The organism is Pseudomonas sp. MPC6 (genome assembly GCF_006094435.1).
GTDB lineage: Bacteria > Pseudomonadota > Gammaproteobacteria > Pseudomonadales > Pseudomonadaceae > Aquipseudomonas.
In genome coordinates, this window is sequence record NZ_CP034783.1 from 2,846,977 (window position 1) to 2,862,985 (window position 16,009).

The following is a 16,009-nucleotide window of genomic DNA, read 5'->3' on the forward strand; positions in this document are numbered from 1 at the left end:
TCTACCTTGTTTGATCCGCGCGGCTGCTTAGGGCGACGGCCAATGCCGTAACGATCAGCCCCAATGCAACGGCAAAGGTGATCCGCAGGCCGCTGGCCACTGCATCGGGGTGCGCATTGCTGATCTCGGCCGTCGCCGAGGCCAGCGCAAACACTGCACCCAAGGCGCTGGCCCCGGTGATGAGCCCCAGATTGCGCGACAGGTTGAGCAGGCCGGAGATGACGCCCCGCTGGTCCGGCGCCACATCGGCCATGACCGCGGTGTTATTGGCCGTCTGGAACAGCGCATAGCCGAGGGTGACGACCACCATGGGCACGAGGTAGCCGCCGATGCCGAGCGTAGGTGGCAATACCGATAGCGCGAGACAGCCGGCCGCCATGGCGAGCAGCCCGGCGAGGGTCATGCGTTGCGCGCCAAAATAGTCGGCGATGCGACCTGCGGGCACGCCCGTCAGCGCCACCACAAATGGCCCGACCGACAGCACCAGCCCGACCCTGACGGCATCCAGTCCGAGTGCCTGCGAGAGATAGAAGGGCCCGACCACCAGCGTCGCCATGATCACTGTCGCCACCAGTGTGCTCATGGCGAGGCTGGCGCCGAGTTGCGGATCACGCAACAGCGACAACCTGATCAAGGGGGAGCTGACTCGGGACTGGGTGAAGACGAAGAGGGCGCAGCCAACACCTGCCGCCACCAGCAACGCCAGGTTGAGGTGACCGAAGCTGCCGCGTCCGAGCGTCATGGCCAGGGCGTACGCCCCCAGCGTCAGCGCCAACAGCAGGGTGCCCAGCGAGTCGAAGCGGGCACCCTCGGACCTGGCTTTGGGGCGATCGGCCGGCAGGTGGCGATGCGCGAGCCACCCCGTCAGCAAACCCAGCGGCACGGTGCTCAGGAAGAGTGCCTGCCAGCCGAAACCGGCGATCAGCATGCCGCCCAGGGACGGCCCCAACGCGGTGCCAATCGCCGACATCGTCCCCAGCAACCCCATGGCGCTGCCGGTTTTTTCCTTGGCCACCGTCTCGCCGACGAAAGCCATGGTCAGCGCCATCATGATTGCTGCGCCGAGCCCCTGCAGCGCCCGGGCGCCTATCAGCAGCCACAGCGTCGGCGCCAGGGCGCACAGGGCCGAGGCCAGGGTGAACAGGCCAATGCCGCCCAGCAGCAGGCGTCGACGACCGATGAGGTCGCCGAGCCGACCGACGCTGACGATCAGGCTGGTGATCGCCAGCAGATAAGCGAGGACGATCCATTGCACCTGCTGGAACGGGGCGTCGAATACGGCGGCCAGGGTCGGCAGGCCGACGTTGGCGATGCTGGTGCCCAGCGCGGACAGCAACATCGACAGCGCCAGGCTGGCCAATGCCCAGCGCACTGAGGCAGTGGGTTGTACGGAGTCCGCTGCTGCAATAGTTGGCTTCATCTCGCCCCTCTTTTGTGAAGTCACTCCCCAAGTGGAGCTGTCACAAAGGTACGTCCGGGCCTAACATGGCGGAAGGCGCAACAGTTGCAGTTGATAAGTGCGTCAAACGCCATGTCACCATGCCGAGGGGCGATAGATGTCCACTCCCGATTTCAATCTGCTGGTCACCCTTGATGTGCTGCTTGCCGAAGGCAGCGTTGCGCGCGCCGCCAAGCGCTTGCGACTGAGCCCTTCGGCGATGAGTCGGGCGCTGGCACGCTTGCGCGAAACCACCGGCGATCCGCTGCTGGTCAGGGCCGGACGGAGCCTGGTGCCGACACCCCGGGCGCTGGAGCTGCGTGAGCGGGTCAGTCAGCTGGTGCAGGACGCAGAAGCGGTATTGCGGCCAGCCGAGCAGCCGGACCTCAGGCAACTCAGCCGCACCTTCACCCTGCGCAGCAGTGAAGGCTTCGTCGAGAATTTCGGCGCGGCGCTCATTGCGCGCATGGCCGGGCAAGCGCCCGGGGTACGGCTGCGCTTCATGCACAAACCCGACAAGGACAGCACTGCATTGCGCGACGGCACGATCGATCTGGAGACGGGCGTAGTGGGCAAGTCGGCCAGCCCCGAGTTGCGGACACAGGGCTTGTTTCGCGACCGTTTGATTGGCGTTATACGCAGGGGGCATCCACTGGCGCAGGGCGAGATCACCCCCGCCCGGTTTGCGGCGGGCAGCCACATCAGCGTGTCCCGGCGGGGGCTCGAAAGGGGGCCGATCGATGAGGCCCTGGCGTCGCGGGAACTGGAGCGGCAGATCGTGACCATAGTCGCCGGTTTCTCGACCGCCCTGGCCCTGGCCCGGGCTACCGACCTGATCGCCAGTGTGCCTGAACGGCATACTGCCAGCCTGCGCGAAGGGATGCACAGCTTCGCTTTACCCTTTGCCGTGCCGACGTTCACCGTGGCCATGCTGTGGCACCCGCGGCTGGATGCGGATCCTGCCCACCGGTGGTTGCGCAGTTGTGTACATGAGGTGTGTGCACAGTAAGGCAACAACTCGTGATCAAGTTGAAACCCCTGTACACAGGGCATCAGTGTTAACCAATCGGTGTCAGAAGGTAAATGAACGGGACGAATGCTGCGCCAGTCCGACGTCCAGCAGATGCTCGACCAGCACGTCGTTCAAGAAGCGGAACTGATCGTTGAGCCCGACCACTTCGTTGTTGAAGTGGTGGGTGGCAGCCGGCATCAGCAACGCCTCGAAGTCCTGGTCGAACACCAGCGAGCGTTCTTTGCGCGAAACGACTTGCTGGGCGTAGTAGTTGTTGCCGAACACCGGAAAACTCACGGCCAGGGTAATGGCGTGGATCATGACGTGCGCTCCTCGGACAGGATGTACCAGGCAAAAATGCTCAGGGTGACGACGGTCAGGGCCAGGCAGGTCAGGAGATGGATGATCATGATGTGCCCCTCCGGTGCGGGGTTTTGTGATGGGTTGAGATTGATCCTACGCTGACGGGTTTTTAGCGGAAGGCATTCGTGGCGATGGTGGATATCGATGTAAGTGATGGTCGGGTATTTTGTGGTGTTCTTGAGGGCCTCTTCGCGAGCAAGCCCGCTCCCACAGTGGATTTGTGGTGGGACATTGTTTCGTGAACGACACAGTCCCAATGTGGGAGCGGGCTTGCTCGCGAAGAGGCCCTGAGGCCCCGCCACAACATCCAGACGAATGGCCAATCACTGCCACCTATACTCAAACCAGAAGGCTTCCAACCCCCGGATATCCTGTTCAGGGGAAGTCTGTAGGACATCGCGATCTTGAACCTGCGTTCGCTGATCGTCGCCGTGCTGGTGGTGCTGGCGGGGTGCGTCGCGCCTGCGCGTGCCCCGGTGACAGGCCCGCCGGTGGTGATTTCCCAGAGCACCTGGCAGCAAGTGGACCGGGAGATCGTTGCAGCGTCGCAATCGGCCACCGAGCAGGCCAAGATCTACTCGCGCGGTGCCATGGATTACTGGCGAACCCGGGTCTATCAATTGACCGAAGAAAACTTCATCCCCTGGTTCAGCAGTTACTGGACCCAGGAATGGATATCGATGAAGGTCAGCTGGTACAGCCTCAGCGCGAAGGGCGAACAGGATGCCTCGGCCAAGCGCCTGGCCGCCTATCTGCTGGAGCAATACCAGGAGCGGGTGCTGGCGCCGGTCGCGGTGGAGATCGATCCCGACCAGATTCTCAGCCTGGCCATGGCGTTCTACGTCGACATTCTTCAGGAAGAACTGCAGCGCATCTCCCAGCGCCATGGCGTACCGATGGCCCAGCTCAATGGCCGGATCCAGAAGATCCCGGCCATCGCCCTGGGACCGCCGCCGGCACGGAACGCCTCGCTTTACCAGGTGGTGCATACCCAGCCGCTGAATACCTTGCCGGCGTATGCGGCGCTGATCGACAAGATTCACAAGGCGGGCGGCGACAAGGGCGTGGACAACACCGACACCGCCATGGCGCCGGTAGCCAAGCGTGCGAGCAAAAGGATCGAAGCCGAAATGGCTCCGCGCGGGGCCGCCAGTGCCGTGGCCGCAGCCGCGGGGAAACTGGCCGGGGCGTTGATTTCCGTGGGGGTGGCGGGCGTACGGGCGATCATTCAGGCCAACGACCGGCCGGACAGCGAAGCGCTGATTCGCAGCAGCCTGGGCAATACGTTCGACAAGGCCTGGGTGAAGCTGGTGCAAAACCCGACGAGCGGCGTGATGGCGGGGACGCTGTACATGGCGGCGCAGATTGAAGGCAACCTGGCGAGCAGCGCCGAAGTACCGTCGGTCAGTTCGGGCAGCGGATCGGTCGATTGGACCGCGACCCAGTCGACTAGCCAGCAGATGGCCCCATGACCCAAGGAGAATGACCATGTCCTACGTAGATGGCTTTGTGATTGCCGTACCCACCGCCAACCGCGAAAAATTCAAGCAACACGCCGAGTCCGCCGCCGCCATTTTCATCGAGAACGGGGCGCTCAGCCTTGCCGAATGCTGGGGCGACGATGTACCTGATGGCAAGGTGACGTCATTTCCCATGGCGGTGAAGCTCAAGGACGACGAAACCGTGGTGTTTTCCTGGATCGTCTGGCCCGACAAGGCCACGCGGGACAAGGGCATGGAAAAACTCATGGCCGATCCGCGGCTGCAGCCCGACGTCAATCCGATGCCGTTCGATGGCCAGCGCATGATCTTCGGCGGTTTCGACATGCTCGTGAAGGCTTGAAAGCCTCGGGCAGGATCACTCCGGCGTCGGGGTGATCCTGCAACTCTTGCGTTGACGAATCTCGCTGTCCGACGGCCGCTCCCTGACGAACTCGAAGCGCGGCTCACCTTCGTTGTAATGAACCAGCCAACCCCATTCCAGCTCGGTCTCATCCTGCCCGGGTTTCGGTGGCACGGCCCACCATGGCTCCTTGCTGATGATTTCTCGCATGGCCCCCTCCAGTTGAATCGTTTGCATGAACTATAACTTGGATGTCAGGAGGTGCCACGCATGAGCGACGAATCCCACGTGCCGTTGAAACGACTGTTTTTTGCCCTGGACTGCGCGCCTGCCCAACGCAAGGCGATTGCCCAATGGCGCGCTGACCTGCAGCTCAGGAGCGGACGCCCGGTGCCGGCGGAAAACTTTCACCTGACCCTGTTGTTTTTGGGCGCGGTCGGCGTAGCCCGGATTGCAGAAATCTGTACGGTTGCCGCGAAGGTCCGTAAACCGGGGGTGTCAATGCGGGTGGTGCTGGATCGTCTGGAGGTCTGGCGCCGGGCAGGGGTGCTGGTGCTGGCACCCGATCAGGCACCGCCGCAGTTGTTGCGTCTGGTGTATGCGCTGGAACAGGCGATGTTGCCGTTCGGGTTTGAAGAGACACCGAAGGAGTTCCGCCCGCACCTGACGTTGATGCGCGACTATCGAATGCCGGTGCCAGAGTCTGTGACGCCACCCGAGTTCTTTTTGCGCGCCGAACACTTCACCTTGTTCGAATCCCATAAAGGCCGCTATCGGGCGTTGGCGCAATGGCCGTTGGGTGCGTCGTAGCACACACAAAAAAGGCGCCCGAGGGCGCCAAACTTCACCTGAACCGAGGAAGCCAGGCGAGGCCGTTCGTCAGAGAGGAGGGCAGCGGTGGTAAGGCGCTGCGTGAACGGAAAAAGAGAGAGCGCCGCGGTCCACTGTGGGAGCGGGCTTGCTCGCGAATGCGGTAGATCAGTCACCACAAGTGTTGAATATGATGGCCTCTTCGCGAGCAAGTCGGATCGCCGCACCGCCGCTCCCACAGTTGATCTGCGGGGATCAAAAAATGTGTGTCCGGCACAGGAGCATTAGGGTATTTACTGACCGAGCTTCACCCGCGTCCACCCCCGGGTCATCACCCGCTGCACGCCAATCGGCATATCCGGAATCGCATACAAGGTCGCCATCACCGCCTGCGATGGATACGACCCCGGATCATCGCGAATCGCCTCATCGACCAAAGGCGTCGCCGCCGCGTTGGCATTGCTGTAGCCGATGTTGTTGGTGATCTCGGCGATGATGTCCGGGCGCATCAGGAAGTTCATGAACAGGTAGGCGTTGTCCACGTTCGCCGCATCCCGCGGGATGGCGACCATGTCGTAGAAACTGCCGGCGCCTTCTTTGGGAATGCTGTAGTCGATTTTCACCTTGTCGCCGGCTTCCTGCGCGCGAGCCTTGGCTTGCAGCACATCGCCGGAGTAACCGACGGCGACGCAGATGTTGCCATTGGCCAGGTCCGAGATGTACTTCGACGAATGAAAGTAAGCCACCGACGGGCGGATCTTCATGAACAGGGCTTCGGCTTCGGCGATCTGCGCCTTGTCCTGGGAGTTCACCGGATAGCCCAGGTAGTGCAGGGCGGCCGGGAGCATCTCGGTTGGCGAATCGAGGAAACTGATGCCGCACGCCTTCAGTTTTTCGGCGTTTTCCGGTTTGAACAGCAGATCCCAGGAATTGGTCGGCGCGTTGGCACCCAGCACTTGCTTGACCTTGTCCGGGTTGAAACCGATGCCGATCGAGCCCCACATGTAGGGGAAGGCATGGCCGTTATCCGGATCGCTGGCGGAAGCGTTTTTCAGCAGGACCGGGTTGAGGTTTTTCCAGTTCGTCAGTTTCGACTTGTCCAGTTCCTGATAGACCCCGGCCTTGATCTGCTTGGCCAGGAAACTGTTGGACGGCACCACGATGTCGTAGCCGGATTTGCCGGCCAGCAGCCGTGCTTCGAGGGTTTCGTTACTGTCGAACACATCGTAGGTCACGCGGATGCCGGTCTCGTCTTCGAACTTCTTGACGGTGTCCGGCGCGATGTAATCCGACCAGTTGTAGACGTGCAGTACCTTGTCATTGGCCTGGGCGCCGGTAACCATTGCGCCCAATAAGGACAGTGTCAGCAGAGTCCTGCCAAACATTTTCATCGGTACAACTCCAATTCTTTTCTTATTCAAAAATCATACACGCCCACTGTAGGAGCGAGCTTGCTCGCGATGGACTTCAACGATGATGTGGGCTGCCTGAATTAACGCGGCGTCCTTGAGCCCATCGCGAGCAAGCTCGCTCCTACAGGGGGCGGCACTAGGCCGTGGCTTCTGCCAGTTGCTTTTGCGGTTGCTGCCAGGATTCGCTGGCGGTCTGGTCCATCGCTTCCTGAATCGCCCGTTTGCGGGTGGCTTCTGCACGACGGCTGAAATACCAGACCATGAAGGTCACGATCGATACCGCCAGCAAAATCAGGCTGGCCACGGCGTTGATCTCCGGTTTCACTCCCAGGCGCACCGCCGAGAACACTTCCATCGGCAAGGTCGTCGAACCCGGGCCCGAGACGAAGCTCGCCAGCACCAGGTCATCCAGCGACAGGGCAAACGACATCATGCCGCCCGCCGCCAGAGACGGCGCGATCATCGGAATGGTGATCAGGAAAAACACCTTGAACGGCTTCGCCCCGAGGTCCATGGCCGCTTCTTCGATGGACAGGTCCAGCTCGCGAAGGCGGGCGGAGACTACCACCGCGACATACGCGGCACAAAAGGTGGTGTGGGCGATCCAGATCGTGACGATGCCACGCTCCATCGGCCAGCCGATCAATTGCGCCATGGCCACGAACAGCAGCAACAGCGACAGACCGGTGATCACTTCCGGCATCACCAGGGGCGCCGTCACCAGGCCACCGAACAAGGTGCGGCCCTTGAAGCGCGTCACCCGGGTCAGCACAAACGCCGCCAGGGTCCCCAGCGCCACCGCGGCAATCGCGGTGTAGCAGGCGATTTCCAGCGAGCGCACCACCGAGCCCATCAGTTGCGAGTTGTCGAGCAGGCCGGCGTACCACTTGAACGACCAGCCACCCCACACCGTCACCAGTTTCGAGGCGTTGAACGAGTAGATCACCAGGATCAGCATCGGCAGGTAGATAAACGACAGGCCGAAAATCAGCATGAACTTTGAAAATCCGAAGCGTTTCATCCCCGACCCTCCATCTCTTTGGCCTGGCTACGGTTGAACAACAGGATCGGCACAATCAGGATCAACAGCATCACCACCGCCAGGGCGGACGCCACCGGCCAGTCGCGGTTGTTGAAGAACTCCTGCCACAGCACACGACCGATCATCAGGGTTTCGGGACCGCCCAACAGTTCCGGAATCACGAACTCGCCGACCACCGGAATGAATACCAGCATGGCGCCGGCGATGATGCCGTTCCTGGCCAGCGGCACGGTGATTTTCCAGAAGTTGTTGAAGTTGCTCGAGCCCAGGTCGGACGCGGCTTCCAGCAGGCTTTGATCGTGCTTGACCAGGTTGGCGTACAGCGGCAGCACCATGAACGGCAAGTACGCGTAAACAACCCCGATATAGACCGCGGTGTTGGTGTTGAGGATCTCGATCGGGTGGTCGGTCAGCCCGGTCCACATCAGGAACCCGTTGAGCAAACCGTTGTTGCTGAGGATGCCCATCCACGCGTAGACCCGGATCAGGATCGCGGTCCAGGTCGGCATCATGATCAGCAACAACAGAACGTTCTGGGTTTCCTTGTTGGCCTTGGTGATCGCGTAGGCCATCGGGAAGCCGAGCACCAGGCACATCAGCGTGCTGAAAAACGCGACCTTCAGCGAGCCGAAGTAAGCCGAGATGTACAACTCATCCTGGGTCAGCAGCGAGTAGTTGCCGAGGTTCAGCAGCAGCTCGAATTTCTGCTCGGCGAAGGTGTAGATCTCGGAGTAGGGAGGAATGGCCAGCGCCGCTTCCGAGAAGCTGATCTTCATCACCAGGAAGAACGGCAGCAGGAAAAACAGGCACAGCCAGAGGAACGGAATCCCGATGACGAGCTTGCGACCACTCGGCATCAGCCGCAGGAACTGCTGATTGAGTGTGTTCATGAGCGCAGTACCACGCCGCTGTCGTCTTCCCACCACACGTAGACCTTGTCGTCCCAGGTCGGACGCGCGCCACGGCGTTCGGCGTTGGCCATGAACGACTGCACCACTTTGCCCCCGGGCAGCTCGACGTAAAACACCGAGTGGCCGCCGAGATAGGCGATGTCATGCACCTTGCCGCTGGACCAGTTGTAGCGGGTCTCGGGCTGGGTGGTGCTGACCAGCAGTTTTTCCGGGCGGATGGCGTAGGTGATCGACTTGTCCTGCACCGAGGTGCTGACGCCGTGGCCGACGTAGATCTTCTGCTCCAGATCCTTGCTGTGAATGATCGCGTGACCTTCCAGGTCCTCGACCACGGTGCCCTCAAAGGCGTTCACGTTGCCGATGAACTCGCAGACCATGCGGCTGACCGGCGCTTCATAGATGTCCACCGGGCTGCCGATCTGCGCGATCCAGCCCAGGTGCATGATCGCAATGCGCTGGGCCATGGTCATGGCCTCTTCCTGGTCGTGGGTCACCATCACGCACGTCACGCCGACGCGCTCGATGATCTCGACCAGCTCAAGCTGCATCTGCGAGCGCAGCTTCTTGTCCAGCGCGCCCATCGGTTCATCCAGCAGCAACAGCTTCGGACGCTTGGCCAGGGAGCGGGCGAGGGCCACACGCTGACGCTGACCACCGGACAACTGGTGGGGTTTGCGTTTGGCGTATTGGGTCATGTGCACCAGGCGCAGCATCTCTTCCACGCGGGCGTCGATTTCACTGGCGGGCAAACGGTCCTGCTTCAGGCCGAAGGCGATGTTCTGCGCCACCGTCATATGCGGGAACAGCGCGTAGGACTGGAACATCATGTTGATCGGCCGTTCGTACGGCGGCATGTCGGTGATGTCCACGCCATCGAGCAGAATCCGCCCTTCGGTCGGGCGCTCGAAGCCGGCGAGCATGCGCAGCAGCGTCGATTTACCCGAGCCGGAACCGCCGAGCAGGGCGAAGATTTCCCCTTGATGGATCTCAAGCGAGACATCGTCCACTGCGGTGGTTTCGTCGAATTTCTTGGTGACGCGGTCGATTTTCACCAGCACCTTTTTCGGTGCCTGGTGACCTTCAAGAGCCTTCCTGTAGACGCTGGAGGCGTTTGCCATGTGAAACTCCCAACAGGTTTCAGTCGTCGGGCCAACGCGGCCTGACTTAAGAGTGGATTGCAAGCCCGGGTCACCCCCTGTAGGAGCTGGCTTGCCAGCGAAGGCGTCCTTTCAGCCAACAATGATGTCGACTGGAAGGGCCCCTTCGCTGGCAAGCCAGCTCCTACAGGGGAGCGTGTCGCCCTGGGCTTATTCGGCACCGCCGTCCTGGCTGCCTGTTCGTACTTGTTGTTATTGCAGTGTGTTGTTGTCGCAAGTCACGGACGCGCAAAGGCACGCCCGCCTGACTCGCGGGGGCATTAAAAGGGTGTTTTAAGTCAGCGCCTGTTACGCAACGCGGCCCGTCGCTGGCACGCCTCGCCAAACGCCTGGAAAATACTCAAATAAGGAGGATTGGCCAGCACCTGCCATTCCGGATGCCACTGCACCCCAACGGCGAAGGCCTTACTGTGCTCCACCGAAATCGCCTCGATCAAACCGTCCGGCGCCACCGCTTCCGAGCGCAGGCCAGGAGCCAATCGATCAATGCCCTGACTGTGAATCGAATTGACCTGGAACACCGGCGGCAGATTCAGCGCTTCGAACACGCCGCCCGGCTGCACCGTCACCGCATGCGCCGGTGCGTATTGCACCGCCAGCTCCGGACTGTCCGCTTCGCGGTGATCGAGCATGCCCGGCAATTCATGCACCTTCTGGTGCAGGCTGCCGCCGAACGCCACGTTCATTTCCTGAAAACCGCGGCAGATGCCGAGCACCGGAACACCGGCGGCGATGGCTGCACGCAATAAAGGAAGGGTGGTGGCATCCCGCGCCGGATCATGATCCGTGCCGGGGGCGCTGGCCGGGCCTTGATAGTGGAAGGGTTCCACATTCGACGGCGAGCCGGTGAGCAACAGACCGTCGAGCTGCGCGAGCAGGTCCTCGATATCGGTCAGGTCGCCCAGGGAAGGAATGACCACAGGCAGCCCCGGAGCCGCGACGCTGACAGCACGCAAGTACTTGTCGCCGCTGACGTGGTAGGGGTGCAGGCCAATCTGTTTGACGCAGGCTGTAACGCCGATCAATGGCTTGAGTGCCATTTTTATCACCTCGAAGTTTCACACTTGAACGAGCTTTTCCGGAGCTTAGCCTTGTTGATTTTAATTAACAACTCTCATGTAAAAAATTCTAAACGCCGCACGTCAGGTACTGATGGATTACGCGGTGCCCAAGGCTGATCTGGCACTTTCGCGCCCAGAAAACGCCAGAAAATAAAGGTTGAAAGGCCAAGTGTTCGCTATTGACTTCACTTTGCCTTTCGGATTGACTGGGCTCGTGACAAGGTAGTGAACATAATAATTAACAGCGAATAGGTGCATCATGTCGGTCCCTCTGCGTACCGTTCAACTCAACGAAGCAAACGCATTCCTTAAGAAATATCCTGAGGTTTTGTACGTCGACCTTCTGATTGCGGATATGAACGGTGTGGTGCGCGGCAAGCGCATCGAGCGCACCAGTCTTCATAAGGTTTACGAAAAAGGCATCAACCTCCCGGCGTCACTGTTTGCTCTGGACATCAACGGTTCCACGGTGGAAAGCACCGGCCTGGGTCTGGACATCGGTGACTCAGACCGAATCTGCTTCCCCATCCCTGATACGCTCAGCATCGAGCCCTGGCAGAAGCGCCCGACTGCGCAACTGCTAATGACCATGCACGAACTCGAAGGCCAGCCGTTCTTCGCTGACCCGCGCGAAGTGCTGCGTCAGGTGGTGAGCAAATTCGATGCGATGGGCCTGACCATCTGCGCCGCGTTCGAACTCGAGTTCTACCTGATCGACCAGGACAACGTGAACGGTCGCCCGCAATCGCCACGCTCGCCAGTGTCCGGCAAACGTCCGATCTCGACCCAGGTGTACCTGATCGACGACCTGGACGAATACGTCGACTGCCTGCAAGACATCCTCGAAGGCGCGAAAGAGCAGGGCATTCCTGCGGACGCCATCGTCAAGGAAAGCGCCCCGGCGCAGTTCGAAGTGAACCTGCATCACGTCAATGACCCGATCAAGGCGTGCGATTACGCGGTGTTGCTCAAGCGTCTGGTGAAGAACATCGCCTACGACCACGAGATGGACACCACCTTCATGGCCAAGCCGTATCCGGGCCAGGCCGGTAATGGTTTGCACGTGCACATTTCGATACTCGACAAGGAAGGCAACAACATCTTTGCCAGCGAGGATCCCGAGCAGAACGCCGCGCTGCGACACGCGATCGGCGGTGTGCTCGAGACCCTGCCGGCGCAGATGGCGTTCCTGTGCCCGAACGTCAACTCGTACCGGCGTTTTGGCGCGCAGTTTTATGTGCCGAACTCGCCGAGCTGGGGCATCGACAACCGTACCGTCGCGGTGCGTGTGCCGACCGGTTCGCCAGATTCCGTGCGCATCGAACACCGGGTTGCCGGCGCCGACGCCAACCCGTACCTGCTGATGGCCTCGGTCCTGGCCGGTATCCACCACGGCCTGACCAACGAAATCGAACCGGGCGCCCCGGTGGAAGGCAACAGCTACGAGCAGAACGAGCAGAGCCTGCCGAACAACCTGCGCGACGCCCTGCGCGAGCTGGACGACAGCGAAGTCATGTCGCGCTACATCGACCCGATGTACATCGACGTGTTCGTGGCGTGCAAGGAAAGCGAACTGGCCGAGTTCGAGAACTCCATCTCCGACCTTGAGTACAACTGGTACCTGCACACGGTTTGATGGGCCTGAGCGGTGGGGCATCTTTATTGATGTCGCCTGACCCACCGCTTTCGCTGGCAAGCCAGCTCCTACAGTTGATCTGTGTCGTTCACACCTTTTGTGTACGACACAACTCCCCTGTAGGAGCTGGCTTGCCAGCGAAGGCGCCAGACCAGTCACCACCAATGCCCTGGCACTCGAATACCCATCGGCACGACAACCCAACATTCCTCTGCGTCGAGTCACAACCATGACAAACACTCGCAGCGACTGGGAACAACGCTTCCAGTCCCTAACCATAGAAAGCCGCGCCTTCATCGACGGCCAATACCGCCCGGCACTCAGCGGTGACACCTTCGAATGCATCAGCCCGGTCGACGGTCGCTTCCTGGCCAACGTCGCCAGCACCGACGAAGCCGACGCCAATGCGGCGGTCGCCGTCGCGCGTCGCAGCTTCGAATCCGGCATCTGGGCGCGGTTGGCACCCGCCGAGCGAAAGCGCATCCTGATCCGCTTCGCCGACCTGATCCTGGCCAACCAGGAAGAACTCGCCCTGCTCGAAACCCTCGACATGGGCAAACCCATCAGCGACTCGATGAACATCGACATCCCGGCGACCGCCAACGCGATCCGCTGGAGCGCCGAGGCCATCGACAAGATCTACGACGAAGTCGCCGCCACGCCGCATGACCAACTCGGCCTCATCACCCGTGAACCCGCAGGCGTGGTCGCCGCCATCGTGCCGTGGAACTTCCCGCTGATCATGGCCAGCTGGAAATTCGCCCCTGCCCTCGCAGCCGGCAACTCGTTCATCCTCAAGCCTTCGGAAAAGTCGCCACTGACCGCGATCCGCATCGCCCAGCTGGCGCTGGATGCCGGCATTCCCAAAGGTGTGTTCAACGTCCTGCCGGGCTATGGTCACACCGTCGGCAAGGCGCTGGCGTTGCACATGGACGTCGACGTCCTGGCCTTCACCGGCTCGACCGCGATCGCCAAGCAACTGCTGATCTACGCCGGGCAAAGCAACATGAAACGCGTCTGGCTCGAAGCCGGCGGCAAAAGCCCGAACGTGGTGTTCGCCGACGCGCCGGACCTGCGCGCGGCAGCACAAGCCGCAGCCGGTGCTATCGCCTTCAACCAGGGCGAAGTCTGCACCGCCGGCTCGCGCCTGCTGGTCGAGCGCTCGATCCGCGAGCAGTTCATCCCGTTGCTGGTCGAAGCGCTGCAAGCCTGGAAACCAGGGCACGCCCTCGATCCCGAAACCACCGTCGGCGCGGTCGTCGATCAGCGCCAACTGGACAACGTGCTGCGCTACATCCAGGTCGGCAAAGACCAGGGCGCACACCTGATCGCCGGCGGCAGCCGCACCCTCGAAAGCACCGGCGGCCTGTACGTGGAACCGGCGATCTTCGACGGCGTGACCAACGCCATGACCATCGCCCGGGAAGAAATCTTCGGCCCGGTGCTGTCGCTGATCACCTTCGACACTGAAGAAGAAGCCCTGGCCATCGCCAACGACAGCATCTTCGGCCTGGCCGCCGGCGTCTGGACCAGCAACTTGAGCAAGGCCCACACCTTCGCCCGCGGTTTGCGCGCCGGCAGCGTCTGGGTCAACCAGTACGACGGCGGCGACATGACCGCGCCGTTCGGCGGGTTCAAGCAGTCGGGTAACGGACGGGACAAATCGCTGCACGCGTTCGACAAATACACCGAACTCAAAGCGACCTGGATCAAGCTCTGACACCTCTACAACGGCGGCCGCCGGCACATGCCAGCGGCCATCGGAGAAACCTATGAAACAAACTACACATGTAAACAGCTACTACGCCGCCACCCGCAACTTCACCGGCGACTTCCCGGTACTCGAACACGCGGTGGACTGCGACGTCTGCGTGATCGGCGCCGGCTACACCGGTTTGTCCTCGGCCCTGTTCCTCGCCGAAGCCGGCTATAGCGTCACCGTGCTCGAAGCCGCCAAAGTCGGGTTCGGCGCCAGCGGTCGCAACGGCGGCCAATTGGTCAATTCCTACAGCCGCGACGTCGACGTCATCGAAGAGCGCTACGGCGACAAGACCGCCGAAGTCCTCGGCAGCATGATCTTCGAGGGCGCCGACATTATCCGTCAGCGCATACAGCACTACGACATCCAGTGCGACTACAAGCCGGGCGGCATCTTCGCCGCGCTGAACAAAAAGCAGCTCAAAGGCCTGGCCGAGCAAAAGAACAGCTGGGAACGCTACGGCAACAAAAACCTGAAAATGCTCGACGCGACCGAGATCAAACGCGAAGTCGGCTGCGACAACTACGTCGGCGGCCTGCTCGACCTGCAGGGCGGCCACATCCACCCGCTGAACCTGGCCCTCGGCGAAGCCTCGGCCATCATCGGCCTCGGCGGCAAGATCTACGAACAATCCGCCGCCGTGGAAATCACCTACGGCGAACCGATCACGGTGCGCACCGCCAAAGGCCTGGTCCGCGCCAAATACCTGCTGATCGCCGGCAACGCCTACTTGCCGCAAGACCTCGACAACCGCGTCACGCGCAAAAGCATGCCCTGCGGCTCGCAAATCGTCGTCACCGAGCCGTTATCGGAGAAGGTGGCGCGCAGCCTGATCAAAAACAACTACTGCGTCGAAGACTGCAACTACCTGCTCGACTACTACCGCCTCACCGCCGACAACCGCCTGCTGTATGGCGGCGGCGTGGTCTATGGCGCCCGCGAACCGGACGACATCGAACAGCTGATCAAGCCAAAAATCCTCAAGACCTTCCCGCAGCTCAAGGACGTGAAGATCGACTACCGCTGGACCGGCAACTTCCTGCTGACCATGTCGCGCATGCCGCAATTCGGCCGCATCGAGAAAAACGCCTACTACATGCAAGGCTACAGCGGCCACGGCGTTACCTGCTCGCACCTGGCCGGCAAACTCATTTCGGAAATGATCCGCGGCGACGCCGAACGCTTCGATGCCTTCGCATCCTTGCCGCACATGCCCATGCTCGGCGGCCGCACCTTCCAGGCCCCGCTCACCGCCATGGGCGCCGCGTACTACGCGCTGCGTGACCGGTTCGGGATCTAAGCCCAACCCACCCGGCGGCCACCCTCAATCCTGGCCGCCAACACCCCAGCGCAATACCGCACCACCCAAAACAGCCAGCACCACCACACCCTCCTGTAGGAGCTGGCTTGCCAGCGAAAGCGCCAAACCAGCCACCATCAATGTCACCTGACACACCGCCATCGCGAGCAAGCTTGCTCCTACAGCAACACCCCCAAACGTGATTTAATACCCGCCTTTCACATTTCCGGGACAGGGAAGCGGTACCTTCGCGGCCAAAAGTCGCC

16 protein-coding genes are annotated in these 16,009 nt (G+C 61.4%); 7 read left to right on the forward strand and 9 right to left on the reverse strand.

The window, feature by feature from the left end; all coding sequences use genetic code 11:
- Position 1: 1 nt before the first annotated feature.
- Positions 2 to 1,420 (reverse strand): MFS transporter, encoded by a 1,419-nt coding sequence (locus ELQ88_RS15350; RefSeq protein WP_138966081.1) that lies wholly within the window; start codon positions 1,418 to 1,420, stop codon positions 2 to 4.
- Between the two features lie 136 nt (positions 1,421 to 1,556).
- On the opposite strand from ELQ88_RS15350, the gene ELQ88_RS15355 reads away from it, so the two are divergent.
- Positions 1,557 to 2,447, forward strand: a complete 891-nt coding sequence (locus tag ELQ88_RS15355) for a LysR family transcriptional regulator (RefSeq protein ID WP_138966083.1) — start codon at positions 1,557 to 1,559, stop codon at positions 2,445 to 2,447.
- 63 nt (positions 2,448 to 2,510) lie between these two features.
- Here the strand turns inward: ELQ88_RS15355 and ELQ88_RS15360 are convergent, their stop codons facing one another.
- On the reverse strand, positions 2,511 to 2,771 hold the full coding sequence (locus ELQ88_RS15360) for a hypothetical protein (protein WP_138966085.1): 261 nt from the start codon (positions 2,769 to 2,771) through the stop codon (positions 2,511 to 2,513).
- Positions 2,772 to 3,217: 446 nt separating this feature from the next.
- Between ELQ88_RS15360 and ELQ88_RS15365 the strand changes: the two genes are divergently transcribed.
- Positions 3,218 to 4,285: a hypothetical protein gene (locus ELQ88_RS15365; protein ID WP_138966087.1), complete on the forward strand. Its 1,068-nt coding sequence runs from the start codon at positions 3,218 to 3,220 to the stop codon at positions 4,283 to 4,285.
- 16 nt (positions 4,286 to 4,301) lie between these two features.
- Positions 4,302 to 4,655 (forward strand): DUF1428 domain-containing protein, encoded by a 354-nt coding sequence (locus ELQ88_RS15370; protein ID WP_128869644.1) that lies wholly within the window; start codon positions 4,302 to 4,304, stop codon positions 4,653 to 4,655.
- Positions 4,656 to 4,670: 15 nt separating this feature from the next.
- On the opposite strand, the gene ELQ88_RS15375 is transcribed toward ELQ88_RS15370, so the two are convergent.
- Complete coding sequence (locus ELQ88_RS15375) at positions 4,671 to 4,865, reverse strand: hypothetical protein (RefSeq protein WP_128869647.1); 195 nt, start codon at positions 4,863 to 4,865, stop codon at positions 4,671 to 4,673.
- A gap of 60 nt (positions 4,866 to 4,925) precedes the next feature.
- Between ELQ88_RS15375 and thpR the strand changes: the two genes are divergently transcribed.
- On the forward strand, positions 4,926 to 5,465 hold the full coding sequence (gene thpR, locus ELQ88_RS15380; protein WP_138966089.1) for an RNA 2',3'-cyclic phosphodiesterase: 540 nt from the start codon (positions 4,926 to 4,928) through the stop codon (positions 5,463 to 5,465).
- 293 nt (positions 5,466 to 5,758) lie between these two features.
- On the opposite strand, the gene ELQ88_RS15385 is transcribed toward thpR, so the two are convergent.
- The 5 genes from ELQ88_RS15385 to ELQ88_RS15405 all read right to left on the reverse strand — a co-directional run bounded on the left by ELQ88_RS15385 (position 5,759) and on the right by ELQ88_RS15405 (position 11,027).
- Positions 5,759 to 6,856, reverse strand: a complete 1,098-nt coding sequence (locus tag ELQ88_RS15385; RefSeq protein ID WP_138966091.1) for a polyamine ABC transporter substrate-binding protein — start codon at positions 6,854 to 6,856, stop codon at positions 5,759 to 5,761.
- A gap of 157 nt (positions 6,857 to 7,013) precedes the next feature.
- Positions 7,014 to 7,898, reverse strand: coding sequence for an ABC transporter permease subunit (locus ELQ88_RS15390; RefSeq protein ID WP_138966093.1), 885 nt, complete (start codon positions 7,896 to 7,898; stop codon positions 7,014 to 7,016).
- Positions 7,895 to 8,776 (reverse strand): ABC transporter permease subunit, encoded by an 882-nt coding sequence (locus ELQ88_RS15395; protein ID WP_168187302.1) that lies wholly within the window; start codon positions 8,774 to 8,776, stop codon positions 7,895 to 7,897. Before ELQ88_RS15395 ends, ELQ88_RS15390 begins: the two co-directional genes overlap by 4 nt.
- 29 nt (positions 8,777 to 8,805) lie before the next feature.
- The gene (potA, locus tag ELQ88_RS15400; protein ID WP_128869640.1) at positions 8,806 to 9,948 is read right to left on the reverse strand and encodes a polyamine ABC transporter ATP-binding protein; all 1,143 of its coding nucleotides are present in this window, start codon (positions 9,946 to 9,948) and stop codon (positions 8,806 to 8,808) included.
- 317 nt (positions 9,949 to 10,265) lie between these two features.
- Positions 10,266 to 11,027, reverse strand: coding sequence for a gamma-glutamyl-gamma-aminobutyrate hydrolase family protein (locus tag ELQ88_RS15405; protein ID WP_138966095.1), 762 nt, complete (start codon positions 11,025 to 11,027; stop codon positions 10,266 to 10,268).
- 280 nt (positions 11,028 to 11,307) lie between these two features.
- Between ELQ88_RS15405 and ELQ88_RS15410 the strand changes: the two genes are divergently transcribed.
- The 3 genes from ELQ88_RS15410 (at position 11,308) to ELQ88_RS15420 (ending at position 15,743) form a co-directional block, all read left to right on the forward strand.
- Positions 11,308 to 12,684, forward strand: coding sequence for a glutamine synthetase family protein (locus ELQ88_RS15410; protein ID WP_128869638.1), 1,377 nt, complete (start codon positions 11,308 to 11,310; stop codon positions 12,682 to 12,684).
- Positions 12,685 to 12,913: 229 nt separating this feature from the next.
- A complete protein-coding gene (locus tag ELQ88_RS15415; RefSeq protein WP_138966097.1) occupies positions 12,914 to 14,404 on the forward strand; it encodes an aldehyde dehydrogenase in 1,491 nt (496 codons plus the stop codon).
- Between the two features lie 52 nt (positions 14,405 to 14,456).
- Positions 14,457 to 15,743 carry an FAD-binding oxidoreductase gene (locus tag ELQ88_RS15420; protein WP_138966098.1) on the forward strand — a complete coding sequence of 429 codons (1,287 nt, stop codon included), beginning with the start codon at positions 14,457 to 14,459 and terminating at the stop codon, positions 15,741 to 15,743.
- Between the two features lie 24 nt (positions 15,744 to 15,767).
- Here ELQ88_RS15420 and ELQ88_RS34125 read toward each other — a convergent pair whose 3' ends face one another.
- Positions 15,768 to 15,914 carry a hypothetical protein gene (locus ELQ88_RS34125; protein ID WP_161599966.1) on the reverse strand — a complete coding sequence of 49 codons (147 nt, stop codon included), beginning with the start codon at positions 15,912 to 15,914 and terminating at the stop codon, positions 15,768 to 15,770.
- Positions 15,915 to 16,009 lie beyond the last annotated feature (95 nt).

What these genes read in the sequence shown, in the direction of transcription:
- ELQ88_RS15350 (WP_138966081.1), bottom strand. Translation starts at nt 1,420, where the DNA reads ATGAAGCCAACTATTGCAGCAGCGGACTCCGTACAACCCACTGCCTCA.
- ELQ88_RS15355 (WP_138966083.1), top strand. Translation starts at nt 1,557, where the DNA reads ATGTCCACTCCCGATTTCAATCTGCTGGTCACCCTTGATGTGCTGCTT.
- ELQ88_RS15360 (WP_138966085.1), bottom strand. Translation starts at nt 2,771, where the DNA reads ATGATCCACGCCATTACCCTGGCCGTGAGTTTTCCGGTGTTCGGCAAC.
- ELQ88_RS15370 (WP_128869644.1), top strand. Translation starts at nt 4,302, where the DNA reads ATGTCCTACGTAGATGGCTTTGTGATTGCCGTACCCACCGCCAACCGC.
- ELQ88_RS15375 (WP_128869647.1), bottom strand. Translation starts at nt 4,865, where the DNA reads ATGCGAGAAATCATCAGCAAGGAGCCATGGTGGGCCGTGCCACCGAAA.
- thpR (WP_138966089.1), top strand. Translation starts at nt 4,926, where the DNA reads ATGAGCGACGAATCCCACGTGCCGTTGAAACGACTGTTTTTTGCCCTG.
- ELQ88_RS15385 (WP_138966091.1), bottom strand. Translation starts at nt 6,856, where the DNA reads ATGAAAATGTTTGGCAGGACTCTGCTGACACTGTCCTTATTGGGCGCA.
- ELQ88_RS15390 (WP_138966093.1), bottom strand. Translation starts at nt 7,898, where the DNA reads ATGAAACGCTTCGGATTTTCAAAGTTCATGCTGATTTTCGGCCTGTCG.
- ELQ88_RS15395 (WP_168187302.1), bottom strand. Translation starts at nt 8,776, where the DNA reads ATGCCGAGTGGTCGCAAGCTCGTCATCGGGATTCCGTTCCTCTGGCTG.
- potA (WP_128869640.1), bottom strand. Translation starts at nt 9,948, where the DNA reads ATGGCAAACGCCTCCAGCGTCTACAGGAAGGCTCTTGAAGGTCACCAG.
- ELQ88_RS15405 (WP_138966095.1), bottom strand. Translation starts at nt 11,027, where the DNA reads ATGGCACTCAAGCCATTGATCGGCGTTACAGCCTGCGTCAAACAGATT.
- ELQ88_RS15410 (WP_128869638.1), top strand. Translation starts at nt 11,308, where the DNA reads ATGTCGGTCCCTCTGCGTACCGTTCAACTCAACGAAGCAAACGCATTC.
- ELQ88_RS15415 (WP_138966097.1), top strand. Translation starts at nt 12,914, where the DNA reads ATGACAAACACTCGCAGCGACTGGGAACAACGCTTCCAGTCCCTAACC.
- ELQ88_RS15420 (WP_138966098.1), top strand. Translation starts at nt 14,457, where the DNA reads ATGAAACAAACTACACATGTAAACAGCTACTACGCCGCCACCCGCAAC.